The organism is Comamonas aquatica NBRC 14918, from assembly GCF_000739875.1.
In the GTDB taxonomy this organism is placed as follows: domain Bacteria; phylum Pseudomonadota; class Gammaproteobacteria; order Burkholderiales; family Burkholderiaceae_C; genus Comamonas; species Comamonas aquatica.
This window is the reverse complement of the sequence record NZ_BBJR01000022.1, coordinates 89,990-104,910: the sequence shown is the minus strand read 5'-3', so window position 1 is coordinate 104,910 and position 14,921 is coordinate 89,990. Positions and strand designations below refer to the sequence as shown.

General features: G+C 65.4%; 15 protein-coding genes. 3 read left to right on the top strand and 12 right to left on the bottom strand.

Translation table 11 applies throughout. The annotated features are described in order from the left end of the window. Nucleotides 1–76: 76 nt before the first annotated feature. The 11 genes from CA2_RS02650 to CA2_RS02600 form a co-directional block, all read right to left on the bottom strand. The gene (locus CA2_RS02650) at nucleotides 77–946 is read right to left on the bottom strand and encodes a plasmid replication/partition related protein (RefSeq protein WP_042412341.1); all 870 of its coding nucleotides are present in this window, start codon (nucleotides 944–946) and stop codon (nucleotides 77–79) included. 191 nt (nucleotides 947–1,137) lie between these two features. Further along, nucleotides 1,138–2,514: a prephenate-dependent tRNA uridine(34) hydroxylase TrhP gene (gene trhP / locus CA2_RS02645; RefSeq protein WP_420839381.1), complete on the bottom strand. Its 1,377-nt coding sequence runs from the start codon at nucleotides 2,512–2,514 to the stop codon at nucleotides 1,138–1,140. A 183-nt stretch (nucleotides 2,515–2,697) separates the two neighbouring features. Continuing rightward, complete coding sequence (tolA, locus tag CA2_RS02640; RefSeq protein ID WP_042412338.1) at nucleotides 2,698–3,849, bottom strand: cell envelope integrity protein TolA; 1,152 nt, start codon at nucleotides 3,847–3,849, stop codon at nucleotides 2,698–2,700. A 38-nt stretch (nucleotides 3,850–3,887) separates the two neighbouring features. After that, complete coding sequence (locus tag CA2_RS02635) at nucleotides 3,888–4,313, bottom strand: ExbD/TolR family protein (protein ID WP_042412334.1); 426 nt, start codon at nucleotides 4,311–4,313, stop codon at nucleotides 3,888–3,890. Between the two features lie 16 nt (nucleotides 4,314–4,329). Further along, nucleotides 4,330–5,040: a protein TolQ gene (gene tolQ / locus CA2_RS02630; protein ID WP_042412331.1), complete on the bottom strand. Its 711-nt coding sequence runs from the start codon at nucleotides 5,038–5,040 to the stop codon at nucleotides 4,330–4,332. Then, nucleotides 5,037–5,450: a tol-pal system-associated acyl-CoA thioesterase gene (gene ybgC / locus CA2_RS02625; RefSeq protein ID WP_042412329.1), complete on the bottom strand. Its 414-nt coding sequence runs from the start codon at nucleotides 5,448–5,450 to the stop codon at nucleotides 5,037–5,039. The genes tolQ and ybgC overlap by 4 nt, the downstream gene beginning before the upstream one ends. Before the next feature lie 24 nt (nucleotides 5,451–5,474). Beyond that, nucleotides 5,475–6,659: a pyridoxal phosphate-dependent aminotransferase gene (locus tag CA2_RS02620; RefSeq protein WP_042412517.1), complete on the bottom strand. Its 1,185-nt coding sequence runs from the start codon at nucleotides 6,657–6,659 to the stop codon at nucleotides 5,475–5,477. A gap of 88 nt (nucleotides 6,660–6,747) precedes the next feature. Continuing rightward, entirely contained in the window at nucleotides 6,748–7,287 is a 540-nt protein-coding gene (nusB, locus tag CA2_RS02615) for a transcription antitermination factor NusB (protein ID WP_042412327.1), read from the bottom strand. Nucleotides 7,288–7,289: 2 nt separating this feature from the next. Further along, nucleotides 7,290–7,754 carry a 6,7-dimethyl-8-ribityllumazine synthase gene (ribH, locus tag CA2_RS02610; RefSeq protein ID WP_042412324.1) on the bottom strand — a complete coding sequence of 155 codons (465 nt, stop codon included), beginning with the start codon at nucleotides 7,752–7,754 and terminating at the stop codon, nucleotides 7,290–7,292. A 6-nt stretch (nucleotides 7,755–7,760) separates the two neighbouring features. Continuing rightward, nucleotides 7,761–8,882 (bottom strand): bifunctional 3,4-dihydroxy-2-butanone-4-phosphate synthase/GTP cyclohydrolase II, encoded by a 1,122-nt coding sequence (ribBA, locus tag CA2_RS02605; protein ID WP_042412321.1) that lies wholly within the window; start codon nucleotides 8,880–8,882, stop codon nucleotides 7,761–7,763. 215 nt (nucleotides 8,883–9,097) lie between these two features. Continuing rightward, the gene (locus CA2_RS02600; RefSeq protein WP_042412319.1) at nucleotides 9,098–9,394 is read right to left on the bottom strand and encodes a 2Fe-2S iron-sulfur cluster-binding protein; all 297 of its coding nucleotides are present in this window, start codon (nucleotides 9,392–9,394) and stop codon (nucleotides 9,098–9,100) included. A 601-nt stretch (nucleotides 9,395–9,995) separates the two neighbouring features. Between CA2_RS02600 and CA2_RS02595 the strand changes: the two genes are divergently transcribed. From CA2_RS02595 to CA2_RS02585, 3 genes are all read left to right on the top strand, one after another. After that, nucleotides 9,996–10,916, top strand: a complete 921-nt coding sequence (locus tag CA2_RS02595; RefSeq protein ID WP_042412315.1) for an SDR family NAD(P)-dependent oxidoreductase — start codon at nucleotides 9,996–9,998, stop codon at nucleotides 10,914–10,916. 178 nt (nucleotides 10,917–11,094) lie between these two features. After that, nucleotides 11,095–12,624 (top strand): glutamate--cysteine ligase, encoded by a 1,530-nt coding sequence (gene gshA, locus CA2_RS02590; RefSeq protein ID WP_042412312.1) that lies wholly within the window; start codon nucleotides 11,095–11,097, stop codon nucleotides 12,622–12,624. Between the two features lie 279 nt (nucleotides 12,625–12,903). Continuing rightward, a complete protein-coding gene (locus CA2_RS02585; RefSeq protein WP_052369800.1) occupies nucleotides 12,904–14,526 on the top strand; it encodes a methyl-accepting chemotaxis protein in 1,623 nt (540 codons plus the stop codon). 77 nt (nucleotides 14,527–14,603) lie between these two features. Here CA2_RS02585 and CA2_RS02580 read toward each other — a convergent pair whose 3' ends face one another. Next, complete coding sequence (locus CA2_RS02580) at nucleotides 14,604–14,840, bottom strand: SPW repeat protein (protein ID WP_042412309.1); 237 nt, start codon at nucleotides 14,838–14,840, stop codon at nucleotides 14,604–14,606. Between the last annotated feature and the right edge of the window lie 81 nt (nucleotides 14,841–14,921).

Sequence of the window (14,921 nt, the reverse complement as noted above, 5' to 3'; positions counted from 1 at the left end):
GCGCCGCAGCATGACACAAAAAAAGCGCGCCACCGATCCCGTCGGTGACGCGCTGCGGCTAGGGGCGGCGGCGGGCTCAGGCCTGTTCGGCCAGCAGCTCCTGCAGGGTCTTGACCTGCAGGCGCAGGCGTTCGTTCTCGGCCTCCAGCTCGGCCACGCGGGCCTGCAGTTCCTCGGGCGAGGCGGGGGCGGCGGCGTCCAGGCTGTCCTCGTCGGCCGCGAGTGGCTTGTCGGCCTTGGGCTTTTTCTTGGCCTCGCGCACGCGCTTGGCGGCCTGCTTCAGGCCCTCGGCGCCTTCGGCGGCCACGGCCTGCTGCTCTTCCATCGGCAGGGTGGCGACCACAGCAGCGGCGTTCAGCGTCAGCTCGCCGGCCTTGACGGCGGCGACCACTTCGGGGGCGGCCTTTTCCTGGATGGTCTCGATCATCTTGACCTGGCCGGCCGACAGGCGGGCGGCGCGGGCCAGGGCTTCGCGCGTGTCCAGGGCCTGGTCGGGCACCTTGGGGGTGTTGGCCAGGGCCTGGGCCACGGCGGGGTCGGTGTCACCGTCCCAGGGGGCTTCGGCGCTGGATTCGGCCTTGGCGGCGTTCACCGCGGCGGCAGCGGCGGCGCGGCGCTCGGCAATGATCTCGCGCTTGCGCAGGGCCAGCACGCCGCGCTGGAAGTCGGAGACGGAGCGGCGGCCCAGGTGCTGGTCGATCATCCACAGGTGGATGTCTTCCATGTTCTGGAAGCGTTCGTTCTGAATGGTCTGGAAGGGCAGACCGTGCTTCTGGCAGATGCCGAAGCGGTTGTGGCCGTCGACCAGCACATTGCCCCACAGCACCAGGGCGTCACGGCAGCCTTCGTCGAGGATGCTGCGCTCCAGCGCATCGTGTTCGTCGGGGGTCAGGGGGTCGATATAGGCCTTGAGTTCAGGCAGGACAACAATCTCTTCGGGGTTCATCAGGGTTCCAATCGGGCGGGCAGGCGCACTGTAGCGGTCTGCCGTGAAAAGTCAAAAGGCACCCGGGGGTGCCTTTGTGCCAAGACCGACAAGGTCTTGAAAAGAGGAGCGGTTGGCGCTGGTCTATTCTAGGTTTCAGAATGAAAAGTATCGGAAATCCTTGAGCAGCGCGCGCTGACCGCTATCAAAGATCAGGCCTGTTCGGGGTGCAGCAGGCGCGAGATCAGGCCGCCTTCGATCGGCCCCTCGACCGGGATGCGCACGCGCACGGGGTTGCCGGGGGCGACCTGCACGGGCTCGCCGTCCAGGTTGAACATCTGCTCCAGCTTCATGGTGCGGTTGCCGGTGGGGTGGATGATTTCGATCATGTCGCCCACGGCGAAGCGGTTCATGGTTTCGATCTCGGCCAGGCCGTTCTCGTAGCCGCGCACCTGGCCCACGAAGTGGCTGCGCTGCAGCACCGAGGTGCCAGTCTCGTAGTTCTGGTAGTCGTTGGCGGGGCGGCGCTCCAGCAGACCGCCGGTGTAGCCACGGTTGGCCAGGCCTTCCAGCTCGGTGATCAGGTGCGGGTTGAAGGGGCGGCCGGCCACGGCGTCGTCGATCGCGCGGCGGTAGGTCTGCGCGGTACGGGCGACGTAGTACAGGCTCTTGGTACGGCCTTCGATCTTCAGCGAGTCGACGCCGATCTTGGTCAGACGCTCCACGTGCTCCACGGCGCGCAGGTCCTTGGAGTTCATGATGTAGGTGCCGTGCTCATCTTCCATGATGGGCATCATCTCGCCGGGGCGGCCCTTTTCTTCCAGCAGGTAGATGGCGTCGGCCTTGGGGTGGCGCTTCTGGTCGCCGCAGGTGCTGGTGAACTGGTTGTCGGCGTCGTTCTTGGCGTCTTCGAAGTTGAAGCCCTGCTCCATGGCCTGGCCCAGTGCCTCGCCGGTGTTGGGGTCCACATCGGCGCCGTGGGTCTTGTATTCCCAGCGGCAGGCGTTGGTGCAGGTGCCCTGGTTGGGGTCGCGGCGGTTGAAGTAGCCCGACAGCAGGCAGCGGCCCGAGTAGGCGATGCACAGCGCGCCGTGCACGAAGACTTCCAGCTCCATGTCGGGGCATTCCTGGCGGATCTTCTCGATCTCGTCCAGGCTCAGCTCGCGCGACAGGATGATGCGCTCCACGCCCATCTTCTGCCAGAACTTGACGGTGGCGTAGTTGGTGGTGTTGGCCTGCACGGACAGGTGGATCACGGCCTCGGGCCACTTTTCCTTGACCATCATGATCAGGCCGGGGTCGGCCATGATCAGCGCGTCGGGCTTGAGGGCGATGATGGGCTCGATGTCGCGCAGGTAGGTGCGGATCTTGTCGTTGTGCGCAATGACGTTGGACGTCAGAAAGAACTTCTTGCCACGCTGGTGGGCTTCCTGGATGCCCTGGGCAATCTGCTCCATGCGGAACTCGTTGTTGCGCGCGCGCAGGGAGTAGCGCGGCTGGCCGGCGTACACGGCGTCGGCGCCAAAGTCGTAGGCGGCGCGCATCTTGTCGAGCGAGCCGGCGGGAAGCAACAGTTCGGGGGCTTTCATAGGGGGCTTATTTTCCTTGATTGGCGGCTGTCCGTCCTGGCGGTGGGGGCATGTACCCCCAGGCCGTGTGGCGGCGGCGGATAGCTCGCAATAAATGAGCTGCTGACGCTGAAAGAACAAGGACTTCAGCCAGGTATCTGTCTGAAGTCCTTGCTGGATCAGCGTCAGGCGCTCTGTAAATGATCAGTCTTGCGGGCGGAAGCCGAAGTTGAACTCGCTGGGCACGGTGCCGTTGGTGTCCTTGGGCAGGGTCTCGGTCTTGTGCAGGGCGCGCACCACGGCGTCGTCCCAGGCCTTGTTGCCGCTGGACTTGACCAGCTGCACGCTGGTGATGGTGCCGTCCGGCGCCGCGCGCACCCGCACTTCGGCGCGCGGGTTGCCGCTGACCACGTCCGGATAGACGATGTTGGGCTTGACCTTGGCCGCCACGCGCGCGCCATAGCCGGCAGAATGGCCTGCCGTGCCGCCACCCGTGCCCTTGCCGCCGTTGGGGCCGCTGCTCTTTTCGGCAGAGCCCGTGCCGCCCGAACCACCGGCCAGACCGGCCATCGCCTTGAGGTTTTCCTGGCGCATGCGCTCCAGTTCCTTGGCGGCCTTGGCCTCCTGGGCGGCCTGCTCCTTGCGGCGCTTGTCGTCGGCGGCCTTCTTCTCGGCGTCGGCCTTGGCCTTTTCGGCTTTGTCCTTCTCGGCCTTTTCTTTGGCGGCCTTGTCCTTGGCGGCTTTTTCCTTTTCCGCCTTCTCGCGCTTTTCCTTGTCCAGGCGGTCTTTCTTCTCCTGCTCGGCCTTGTCACGCTTTTGCTGTTCCAGCTTGTCGCGTTTTTCCTGCTCGAGCTTTTCCTTGCGCGCCTCTTCCGCCTTTTCCTTGTCACGCTTGGCTTTTTCGGCCTTCTCGCGCTCGGTCTTGTCCTTGGCCTTCTGGGCTTCCAGCTCGCGCTGCTTCTTCAGCTCGGCCTCCTGCTTCTTGCGCTCCTGCAAGGCAATCTCGGCGTCGCGCTGCGACTGCAGCTCTTGCTGCGTCGGCTTGGGCGGGGCGGGTGGCGGGGGCGGCGGCAGGGGAACGGGTTCCGGCTCTGGCTTGGGTTCTGGCGCTGGGGCGGGTGTGGGCGCCGGCGCAGGTGGGGGCACGACCGCGGCCGCACGTGGCGCGGCCTGCACGAAAGTGTCCGACCACAGCTCGGCCTCGACCGCGGCCTGCTCGACAGCGACCGGCGGGGTGATGTTCCAGACCAGGGCCACCAGGGGCGTGGCATGGGCCAGCAGTGCCAAGACCCAGCTGCGCAAGCGCTTGCTCGGGCGAGGTGGGGCAAAAGGGTCTTGGGCGAGGCGAGGGGACATGGAGGAATGGGGCGCGCGGGTCGGAGAAGGCGGCGGGGTTAGTTGGAGGAAGATTTGACGCCCAGTGCCACACGCACCTCGGCCGCCTGCAACTGGGCCATGGCCTGGACCACCGACTCATAGGGCAGGGTCTTGTCGGCCAGGATCTGGATGGCGGTGTGCTCGGGGTCGCTGTGTTTCCAGGAGGTGGCGATGCCCTGCAGTTCCGGCAATGCGATCTGCTGCTCGGTGTTCTTGGTCTTGAAGATCACGCGGCCGTCCTTTTCCAGCAGGACGTAGGCGATGTTCTTGGCGGCCGGCTTGGAGGACTTGCCCGCCGTGGGGACATCGATGTTGCCGGGCGTGAGCATGGGTGCCGTCACCATGAAGATGATGAGCAGCACCAGCATCACGTCGATGAAGGGCACCATGTTGATTTCCACCACGGTGCGGCGGCCTTTGCCGCGGGAGCTGACTGCGGGCATGGGGTGGCTCCTGCGCTCAGTAACCGGACGCGGTGGAGCTGGCGGTGGGGCCGCTCACATTGCGCTGCAGGATGTTGGAGAACTCTTCGATGAAGGTCTCGTGCACATTCGCGATGCGGTCGATGTTGTGGGCGTAGCGGTTGTAGGCGGTCACGGCGGGAATCGCGGCAAACAGGCCCATGGCGGTGGCGACCAGCGCCTCGGCGATGCCGGGGGCCACGGTGGCCAGGGTGATCTGCTCCATGCTGGCAAAGCCGGTGAAGGCGTGCATCACGCCCCAGACGGTGCCGAACAGGCCGACGTAGGGCGAGACGGAGCCGACAGTGCCCAGGAAGGCCAGGCCGGATTCGACCTCGTCCATCTCGCGCTGGAGGCTGGCGCGCATGGCGCGGCGCGTGCCGTCCATCAGCGTGCCGCTGTCGTTGATGCGGCGCTCGCGCAGCTTCTTGTACTCGCGCATGCCGCTGGCGAAGATGCGTTCCATCGGGCCGCCGTGCTTGGCGTTCTGGGTGGCGCTGTTGTACAGGTCGTTCAGGCTCTGGCCCGACCAGAAGTCCTGCTCGAAGGAGTCATTGAGCTGGCGCACCTGCTTGAGCGCCTGGGCCTTGCGAAAGATGGTGGCCCAGCTGGCCACCGAGGCCACGACCAAGATCAACATGACCAATTGCACCACCCAGCTGGCCTGGATGATGAGGCTGAGGATGGACATGTCTTGGGCTGCGTTCATGAGAGTTTTTCCACGATGGAGTTCGGAATACGGGCAGGGCGCATGCTGGCGGAATCCACCCAGCCGATGCGAATGCTGCCTTCACATAACAGTTGCGGCGTGCCATCGGATGACACGGGCTGCAAAAAAGCCTGCTGGGCGATGGTGATGGAGGCCCGGCCTGCCGACTGCAGCACGGCCGTGACCTCCAACAGATCGTCCAGGCGTGCAGGCCGCAGATAGTTCAACTCTGCCTGTGTGACGACGAACATGCCACCGGCTTCGTCGCGCAGCTTTTGCTGCTCCACGCCCAGGTTGCGCAGCCATTCGGTGCGTGCGCGCTCAAAGAACTTGAGGTAGTTGGCGTAGAAGACGATGCCGCCGGCGTCGGTGTCTTCCCAGTACACCCGGATGGGAAAGGTGAATGCCATGAAAGTTCCCCCTGTGGCCGGACTTTACGCGAACAGCCGTTGCATGCGGCGCACGGCTTCCTGCAGCTGCTCCATGGAGTTGGCCGTGGAAAAACGCACGTAGCGGGCGGTGTCCGCGGTGCCAAAGTCGCGCCCGGGCGTGATCGCCAGGTGGGCGCGTTCCATCAGCGCGTAGGCAAACTCCCAGCTGTCTTGGACGCCCAGCTTGGCGCACAGCGGCGTGCAGTCGGCCCAGGCGTAGAAGGCACCGTCGGGCATGACGTCGATGCCGAAGCCCAGCTCGCGCAGTGCGGGCAGGAAGTAGTCGCGGCGGGCCTTGAACTCGGCGCGGCGGCGTTCGAACTCGACGATGCTGTCGGGGCTGAAGCAGGCCAAGGCGGCGTGCTGGGCCACGGTGGAGGCGCAGATGAACAGGTTCTGTGCCAGGCGCTCGACCACGGGCACCATGGCTTCGGGCACGACCATCCAGCCCAGGCGCCAGCCGGTCATGTTGAAGTACTTGCTGAAGCTGTTGATGCTGATGATGTCGTCGCTGATGGCCAGGGCGCTCTGGCCGAAGACCTCGTCGTAGGACAGGCCCAGGTAGATCTCGTCGACGATGGTGATGCCACCCTTGGACTGCACCACCTCGTGGATGCGGCGCAGCTCGGACGGATCGATCGAGGTGCCCGTGGGGTTGGACGGCGAGGCCAGCAGCACGCCGCGGGTCTGGGCGCCCCAGTGGGTGGCCACGTGCTCGGCGCTCAGTTGGTAGCGTTCGGCAGCGCCGGTAGGGATCAGTTGGGCCACGCCCTCTGCGGCGCTCACGAAGTGGCGGTTGCAGGGGTAGCTGGGGTCGGGCATGAGGATTTCATCGCCCGGATTGATCAGCGCCAGGCAGGCCAGCTGCAGCGCCGCCGAGGCGCCTGCCGTGACCACGATGCGCTGGGCCGGCACCTGGATGCCGAAGCGGCTGCGGTACCAGTCGCTGATGGCCTGGCGCAGTGGTTCCAGGCCCAGGGCGTTGGTGTACTGCGTGCGGCCGCTGGCGATGCTCTCTTGCGCGGCCGACTGGACCTGGGCCGGGGCCGTGTAGTCGGGCTCGCCGATATTCAGGAAGATCATCGGCTCGGGGCCGTGGGCCACTTCCTGGGACAGTTGCTGGGCGGCCTTGGCCACTTCCATGACGTAGAACGGGGAGATTTTTTCGGCGCGCTTGGAAAACTTCATGGACTGGCACAGCGCGCGGGGCGCTGACAGAAAGAACAAACGGGAATCGAAAAGGCAGCGGCCGGTGGCGCGCTGCCGGGGGCGCGTGTCAGGCGCTCTTGCCGGCCTTGTCGGCCTGGACTTCGGCAGCGCGCAGCTCCGGTGCCAGCGCGTTGAGCACGCCGTTGACGTACTTGTGGCCGTCGGTGCCACCAAATTCCTTGGCCAGCTCGATCACTTCGTTGAGCACGACGCGCCAGGGCACGTCCTGGCAGTACATCAGCTCATAGGCACCGATCCACATGCAGGCCTGCTCGATGGGCGACAGCTCGCCCAGCTGGCGGTCCAGCTTGGGGGCGATCAGCGCGTTCAGGTCGGCTTCCTGCTTGATGCAGCCGTGCAGCAGCGCGTCGTAGTGCAGCGCGTCGGACTTGTGAAAGCCGGCCAGGTCGCGCGTGAACATGTCGATCGCGGTGGCCTCGTTGCGGCCCACGAGGTGCTGGTACAGGCCCTGCAGCGCAAATTCGCGCGAGCGGCTGCGCGCCGATTTGGAGGCGGCCTTGCGCACACCGGTGCTGGTCAGTCCGGTGCGCTTTTGGCGGGGGGGGCGGCTCTTGCCGGTCGAGGTGGGGGCGTGTTCGTCGCTCATGGTCATTTCAGTGTGCGAAGCAGGCTGGCCATTTCCACGGCCACACGTGCCGCGTCCAGGCCCTTTTCGGTCTGGCGGGCGATGGCCTGCTCCAGGTTTTCGGTGGTGATGATGGCGTTGGCGATCGGCAACTGGTAATCCAGGCTTACGCGGGTCACGCCAGCACCCGATTCATTGGCGACCAGTTCGAAGTGGTAGGTCTCGCCACGGATGATGCAACCCAGGGCCACCAGTGCATCGTAGCCGCCACGCTCGGCCATGGCCTGTAGGGCGGCAGGCACTTCGAGGGCGCCGGGTACCACAACATGGGTGATGGCATCGGTCTGCACGCCCAGGGCCAGTAGTTCCTGGTGGCAGGCTTCGGCCAGGGCCTGGGTGATGCCTTCGTTCCAGCGCGCCTGGACGATGCCGATGCGCAGTCCTTGGCCATTGAGTTGTGCGGCCGTGCCTTTGTCTGCATGCAGCATGTTGTCTTATTCCTTGGTGATGTAGCCAGTGATTTCCAGGCCATAGCCGGCCATGCTGGGCATGCGGCGGGGCTGGCCCAGCAGTTGCATCTTGTGCACGCCCATCTCGCGCAGGATCTGCGCGCCGATGCCGTAGGTGCGCAGGTCCATGCGACCGCGCTCGGGCGCCTGGGAAGCACGGGCCTTGCCCTCGAACTGGGCCAGCAGCTGGTCGGCGCCTTCACCGCAGTTCAGCAGCACGACCACGCCCTGGCCACGGTGGTGGATGTAGTCCAGGCTGGTGTCCAGGCTCCAGGAGTGCATGGAGCGCTGGACTTCCAGCGCATCCAGCACCGACAGCGGCTCGTGCACGCGCACGGCCACTTCGTCGGCTTCGCTCCATTCGCCCTTGACCAGGGCGATGTGCACGGACTGGCTGGGTTTGTCCTGGAAGACGTGGGCGGTGAATGTGCCCCAGTGGGTCTGCAGCTGGCGCGATCCCACCTGCTGCAGCAGCGATTCGGTGCGGCTGCGGTACTGGATCAGGTCGGCAATGGTGCCGATCTTCAGGCCGTGTTCTGCGGCGAACAGCTGCAGGTCGGGCAGGCGGGCCATGGTGCCGTCGTCCTTCATGATCTCGCAGATCACGGACGAGGGACTGCAGCCGGCCATCGCGGCCAGGTCGCAACCGGCTTCGGTGTGGCCGGCGCGGATCAGCACGCCGCCATCGACGGCCTGCAGCGGGAAGATGTGACCGGGTTGCACCAGGTCGCTGGGCTGGGCCTGCTTGGCCACGGCAGCCTGCACGGTGCGGGCGCGGTCGGCGGCCGAGATGCCGGTGGTCACGCCCTCGGCGGCCTCGATCGACACGGTGAATGCCGTGCTGTAGACGGTGCCATTGCGGGCAGCCATGGGCGGCAGCTTCAGGAATTCGCAGCGCTCACGGGTCAGGGTCAGGCAGATCAGGCCTCGGCCGTACTTGGCCATGAAGTTGATGGCTTCGGGCGTGACGTGGTCGGATGCCAGGACCAGATCCCCCTCGTTCTCGCGGTCTTCTTCATCCACCAGGATGACCATGCGCCCGGCGCGCATGTCGGCAACGATGTCTTCCACCGGCGAAATTTGCACGGGGTTGAGGGGGGTGTTCATGGAGTGGGTTCCTTGGATGACCTGTCGGGTTGCCGGCAGCACTGCCTTTGATCGGGGCTCCCGCCCTGCATGCAGGGGCCTGCATGCTTCCAAAGAACATGTGCGCACGGGTTCCGTCGCTGCAAAGCCAAGCGCCGGATGGTGCTCGGTCCAGTTGAAAGCAGGCATTTTAGTGCTTTGTGGCCTGCCTGCCAGGATTGGGTGGGCGCAAGGCCTCAGTTTTCGGGGTCTTGCAAGGTGACATCGCCGTCCGGGTAGGCCACGCAGGGCAGCACACAGCCCTCGGCCTTTTCCTCGGCGGTCAGGCTGGGCCAGCCGATCTTGTAATGCACGGAACCCGCGGTGAGGGTGCCCAGGCAGGTGCGGCAGGTCCCGTTGCGGCAGGAGCTGGGCCAGTTCAGGCCGCCCATTTCGATGGAGTCCAGCAGGGTCTGGTCGGCCCAGGCATCGCACTGCTGCCCGCTGGGCTCCAGTTTGGCGGTGAAAAGTTCGGGGGTCAGGGGTGCATTCATGTCGGAAAAGGTCCAGGCCTGTCGGGGATCAACCCGAAATTGTCGCTGGTTAAGTCGGTTGTGACACTCGTTGGGGTTTGCGTAAAAAATAGGCAATGAACTGCTTGTCCTTGCAGATCAAGTACTTGTGCGAGGGCTGTGGGCTTTGGTGGCACTTATCCACATGGTTGTTCAGTCAAATTGGGGGCAACTGGTGCGGATTGCGCGGCGTTCCACCGCGGCAGAGCTGGATCGGATCCAGCTTGTGCAAGCTGTCTATTTTTTGTTCAATGCACTGAATTTTGTTGTGAATCAAAGGTTTGGATTTGTTTTGAAAGGGAATTCGAAAACTTATCAACAGGATTGTTCAGGCTATTTGGGGGCAAAATTTCAGTAGTCTTTAAGCATGTGATTAAAAAACGGGCAATTAATGAAAACTATTGCAAAACAAGCACTTAATCGACTTGTAGGCCGGCATCCCAAGTTTGTCCACATGCTTGTGCGGTCCTGCCGTGGATAAGCTGGCGCAGGCTGCCAGTCACCTGCGTGAATGCCGCCCGTGGCCGGTGTGCGTACAGTCGGACCCAGCAGATGCAAGCCATTACAACAGGAGAGACAGCACATGCAATCTTTGTCGTTTGAAGGTCAGGTCGCCATCGTCACGGGCGCGGGCGGTGGTTTGGGGCGTGAGCACGCACTGGCGCTGGCACGCCGTGGTGTCAAGGTGCTGGTCAATGACCTGGGCGGGGCCGTGGATGGCTCCGGCGGTTCCGTGTCGGCGGCGCAGACCGTGGTCGATGAAATCAAGGCCCTGGGCGGCGAGGCCATGGCCAACGGTGCTTCGGTGACCGATTGGGTGGCCGTGCAGGCCATGGTGCAGCAGGCGGTCGATGCCTGGGGGCGTGTGGACATCCTGGTCAACAACGCCGGCATCCTGCGCGACAAGAGCTTTGCCAAGATGGACATGGACGATTTCCGCCTGGTGGTGGAGGTACACCTGATGGGCGCGGCCCATTGCTGCAAGGCCGTGTGGCCGCACATGCAGGCGCAGAACTATGGCCGCATCGTGATGACCACCTCGTCGTCGGGCCTGTATGGCAATTTCGGCCAGAGCAACTATGGCGCGGCCAAGATGGCCCAGGTGGGCTTGATGCAGACCCTGGCCATCGAAGGGGCCAAGTACGGCATCCACGTCAATGCGCTGGCGCCGACGGCCGCCACCCGCATGACCGAAGGCCTGATGTCTGCCGAGGTGCTGGCCGCCCTGCAGCCCGAGGCGGTGGTGCCGGCTATGCTGGTGTTGGCGCACGCTTCGGCCCCGACCCGCACCATCCTGTGTGCCGGGGCCGGCAGCTTTGAGGCCGCCCACATCACCCTGACCGAAGGCATCCACGTCGGCCTGGGAGAGCAGGCCCCCGAGCTGCTGGCCGAACAGCTGGCGCAGGTCTGCGACCGCCACAACGAACAGGTGCCGCAAAGTGGCTCGGCCCAAGGCGCGCTGGAGGTTGGCAAGGCCCTCGCCGCGCGCGCGGCCACGCCCTGATCGGGCGCCCCTAGCGGTTAGAAAGTCAGCGTGCAATCACGCGCCCCGGGCGGCACAGCCGCCGCGTGGTTATGCCCCTGGGGGGCATCGGTGCGCCAGCCTTGTCTCTATCATCACTGCGCACGGGGGGCCGCATGCTAAGGTGGCTCCGTTTCCTGCACCCTAATCGCAGACAAGAATGAATCCAACACCCAAGTCGCACCCCCTTCCCGCAGCCGAACGTCTGGCAGGCATACGCCGCGGTATTGAAAAAGAGGGCTTGCGCGTGTTGCCATCCGGTCAGCTGGCCCTGACGCCGCATCCGGCGGCGCTGGGCTCGGCCCTGACCCACCCGCACATCACCACCGATTACAGCGAATCGCAGCTGGAGCTGATCACGGGCGCCCGCCTGGGGGTGGATGAATGCCTGCAGGAGTTGCAGCACATCCACCAATACACGCTGCGCAGCATGGCCGCCGTGGGCGAGGAGATGATCTGGGCCTCCAGCATGCCCTGTCACCTGCCCACCGACGAGACCATTCCGTTGGGGCGCTACGGCTCCTCGCACTCGGGGCGCTCCAAGAGCGTGTACCGCATGGGCCTGGGCCACCGCTATGGCCGTCGCATGCAGACCATTTCGGGCATCCACTACAACTGGTCGCTGCCCGGCGTCAGCAGCGAGGACTATTTCGCGCTGATCCGCAATTTCCGCCGCCATGCCTTTGTGCTGCTGTACCTGTTTGGTGCATCGCCGGCCTTGAGCACATGCTTTGTTGAGGGGCGTGAGCACCGCTTGGAGCCCCTGGGCGATTCGGGCAGGACCTTGTACCTGCCGCATGCCACGTCGCTGCGCATGGGGCGCCTGGGCTACCAGAGCGATGCCCAGGCTTCCATCAATGTCAGCTACAACGGCCTGGAAGGCTATGCCAACTCGCTGCACCAGGCGCTGACCCAGCCCTATCCGGCCTATGAGCAGCTGGGCATCCGCAACCCCGGCGGGGATTACAACCAGCTGGGCACCAGCCTGCTGCAGATTGAAAACGAGTTCTACGGCACCATCCGCCCCAAGCGCACCACGCGCAGCGGCGAGCGCCCCCTGCATGCGCTGCGCGAGCGCGGTGTGGAGTACGTGGAAGTGCGCCTGATGGACCTGGACCCGTTCGAACCCCTGGGCATCAACAGCACCACCATGCGCATGCTGGATGTGTTTTTGCTGCACTGCCTGCTGACCGACAGCCCGCCCGATTCGCCCGAGGAGATCGCCCAGCTCAAGCACAACCAGCACCTGGCGGCCGAGCGCGGGCGCGAGCCCGGGCTGCAGCTGCTGCGCGGGCAGGACCGCGTGGCCCTGGTCGATTGGGCCGCCGAGGTGCTGCAGGAGTGCGCGCCCATGGCGGCGGCGCTGGACGCCACCCACGCCACCACGGCCTACAGCGATGCCCTGGCCCAGGCCCGGCAGCGCGTGGCCCAGCCGCAGACCACGCCGTCCGCACGGGTGCTGGACGACATGCGCCGTCTGCATGGCAACAGCTTCGAGCAGTTCGGCCTGACCCAGTCGCTGTGGGCCCGTGAGCACCTGCTGGGCCTGCCCTGGAGCGATGCCCAGCAGGCACAGTTTGTGCAGTTCGCACAAACTTCGGTGCAGGCGCAGCAGGCCATCGAGGCGGCCGACACCGGCACCTTCGAGGAATGGCGCCAGCGCTACATGGACCCCGCGGCGCTGGGCTGAAGCCCTGGGTGGGCGCCATCGCCCACCTTAAAAACATGAGCTGCCTGCGCTGGTGCTCAGCGGTCTTGAAGATGCAACATCTTTGAAATCTGCTGTACATCAACGCCGGCAGCTCTTGTTTTTGGTGACTGCAGATGACTGAGCGCCGGGCGTGGTGTCATTGCGCTGTCACAGTGTTGACATTTTGTAGCACTAGATTGCGGCTATCCCTTGGAGATGTTGGCCGCCATGTCGCTTGTTGTTCGCTCTGTCCCTTCCCATGCCACACCTGTGCGGGAAATGGTGTCTGCCCCCAGCACCGTCAACCCGAAGCAGCCGGCGCCTGCCCATCCCCGTGCACCGTCGGACCGCGGGGTCCTGCGCCACTGGCCGGTGGCGGTCAAGATCGCCGTGGTGTTCGGCGGCCTGCTGCTGTGCGGTGTGCTGGTGGCCGGCGGCTTGATCGCCTACCTGCAGCAGGTCGAGCGCGACGCCGCCGCCAGCCTGCAGGTGCACGATGCCCAGCTGGCCCAGGCCCAGCAATGGCAGGCCCTGACGCAAAAGGGCGTGGAAACCGCACTGGCCAGCGTGCTCTCGTCCGAAGAGACCGTGATCGCCGGCTTTGCCGCCAAAGCGCGCGACTACCTGGCGCAGGCCGATGCCCTGACCCAGGTGATGGAACTGCAGGGCGCGCTGGGACAGCAGGTGCAGGCGCAAGGCCAGCAGCTGGCCAAAAGCTATGCCGAGACCTTCCGCGCCCGCGACCTGGGCATGGCCTGGGAGGCCGAGAAGCTGGTGCAGGAATCCCTGCAGCCCGCAGCCCAGGCCTATCTGTCCAGCCAAGACCAGTGGCTGGACCACCTGCAGCAGCTGCGCCAGACGGCACAGGATGCCGCCGCCGCAGTGCGCCAGCAGGCCCAGCTGTGGGCCCTGTCGGTCTACGGGTTGCTGCTGGTGGTGGGGGTGCTGATTTCGGTGGCTATCACCCGTTCCATCACCCAACCGTTGGCGCAGGCCGTGGCCTTGGCCGAAGCGATCGCCCACGGCGACCTGACCGAACAAGTGGCCGACAGCCGCCGCGACGAGATGGGCAGTCTGCTGCGGGCCTTCAACCGCATGTGCGCGCAGCTGCACGGCGTCGTTGCCCAGGTGCGCCACGGCGTGGGCCATGTGTCGCAAACCGCCAGCAACCTGGCCCAGGGCAATGCCAAGCTGGCGCAGCGCACCCAGCACACCGATGCGCAGTTGCAGCTGGCGGTCACTGGCATCGAGCAGATCAGCCAGCAACTCAATGACGCCGTGGCCGATGCCGGCCAGGCGCACCAGCTGTCGGCCTCGGCCGCGCAATCGGCCAGCGACGGCGGAGCGGTGGTGCAGCGGGTGGCGCAGAACATGGACCAGCTGCGCGCGCAAAGCGCCGAAATCGCCGCCATCACCGGGGTCATCGACAGCATCGCCTTCCAGACCAACATCCTGGCGCTGAATGCCTCGGTCGAGGCGGCGCGCGCCGGCGAGCAGGGGCGCGGCTTTGCCGTGGTGGCCGAGGAGGTGCGCGCCCTGGCGCTGCGCAGCGCCGATGCGGCACGCCGCATCAAGGCCTTGATCACCCACTCGCTGGAACAGATGGAAAACGGCGCCAGCCTGGCCCAGGACGCCGGCCAGCGCATGCAGCGCATCGTGCAGGATGTGCAGCATGTCAGCAGCCTGGTCGGCGGCATCACCCACAAGGCGCAGGAGCAGAGCGCCGGCATTGCCCAGCTGCACCAGGCCATGGTGGCGCTGGACGGCATGACCCAGGAGAACGCCCGCCTGGTGCAGGCCAGCAACCAGGCCGCTGCCGACCTGCACGACCAGGCCGGTTACCTGGAGCAGCAGGTGGCGGTGTTCAAGCTGCAGTCACATGCTGCAACTTTGATAGCGTAAAGCGCAGGCGCAGAAAGCGCTAGGCAGCTTTTTTATGCCCAGTGTGCGCTGGGCTGGGGCCTTGGCAGGCCCGGGCCTCAGTCGCGCTTGTCCTTGAGGCGCTGCTTGGCGTACTGGCCCATGAAGGCCAGGCCCAGCACCAGGGAGAACCAGGCCGGGATCTGGGCGTGCGTGAACAGGTCGCGCGTCGGGCTGTTGCCCATAAAGTGTGGGGCGATGATGAGGATCAGGCCGATCAGCGCCAGGATCACACCACGCACCAGCATGTCGTTGTTCAAGGGGCTGCGGGAAGGGGTGGGGCGTTGGGAGGGCATGGCAAAGTGGCGATGACGGGATGACAGCTTGCGATTATCCTTGCGGCCCCAAGTCCCCCCACAACTAGAACAGAGAAAGCC

What these genes read in the sequence shown, in the direction of transcription:
- CA2_RS02650 (WP_042412341.1), bottom strand. Translation starts at nt 946, where the DNA reads ATGAACCCCGAAGAGATTGTTGTCCTGCCTGAACTCAAGGCCTATATC.
- trhP (WP_420839381.1), bottom strand. Translation starts at nt 2,514, where the DNA reads ATGAAAGCCCCCGAACTGTTGCTTCCCGCCGGCTCGCTCGACAAGATG.
- tolA (WP_042412338.1), bottom strand. Translation starts at nt 3,849, where the DNA reads ATGTCCCCTCGCCTCGCCCAAGACCCTTTTGCCCCACCTCGCCCGAGC.
- CA2_RS02635 (WP_042412334.1), bottom strand. Translation starts at nt 4,313, where the DNA reads ATGCCCGCAGTCAGCTCCCGCGGCAAAGGCCGCCGCACCGTGGTGGAA.
- tolQ (WP_042412331.1), bottom strand. Translation starts at nt 5,040, where the DNA reads ATGAACGCAGCCCAAGACATGTCCATCCTCAGCCTCATCATCCAGGCC.
- ybgC (WP_042412329.1), bottom strand. Translation starts at nt 5,450, where the DNA reads ATGGCATTCACCTTTCCCATCCGGGTGTACTGGGAAGACACCGACGCC.
- CA2_RS02620 (WP_042412517.1), bottom strand. Translation starts at nt 6,659, where the DNA reads ATGAAGTTTTCCAAGCGCGCCGAAAAAATCTCCCCGTTCTACGTCATG.
- nusB (WP_042412327.1), bottom strand. Translation starts at nt 7,287, where the DNA reads ATGAGCGACGAACACGCCCCCACCTCGACCGGCAAGAGCCGCCCCCCC.
- ribH (WP_042412324.1), bottom strand. Translation starts at nt 7,754, where the DNA reads ATGCTGCATGCAGACAAAGGCACGGCCGCACAACTCAATGGCCAAGGA.
- ribBA (WP_042412321.1), bottom strand. Translation starts at nt 8,882, where the DNA reads ATGAACACCCCCCTCAACCCCGTGCAAATTTCGCCGGTGGAAGACATC.
- CA2_RS02600 (WP_042412319.1), bottom strand. Translation starts at nt 9,394, where the DNA reads ATGAATGCACCCCTGACCCCCGAACTTTTCACCGCCAAACTGGAGCCC.
- CA2_RS02595 (WP_042412315.1), top strand. Translation starts at nt 9,996, where the DNA reads ATGCAATCTTTGTCGTTTGAAGGTCAGGTCGCCATCGTCACGGGCGCG.
- gshA (WP_042412312.1), top strand. Translation starts at nt 11,095, where the DNA reads ATGAATCCAACACCCAAGTCGCACCCCCTTCCCGCAGCCGAACGTCTG.
- CA2_RS02585 (WP_052369800.1), top strand. Translation starts at nt 12,904, where the DNA reads ATGGTGTCTGCCCCCAGCACCGTCAACCCGAAGCAGCCGGCGCCTGCC.
- CA2_RS02580 (WP_042412309.1), bottom strand. Translation starts at nt 14,840, where the DNA reads ATGCCCTCCCAACGCCCCACCCCTTCCCGCAGCCCCTTGAACAACGAC.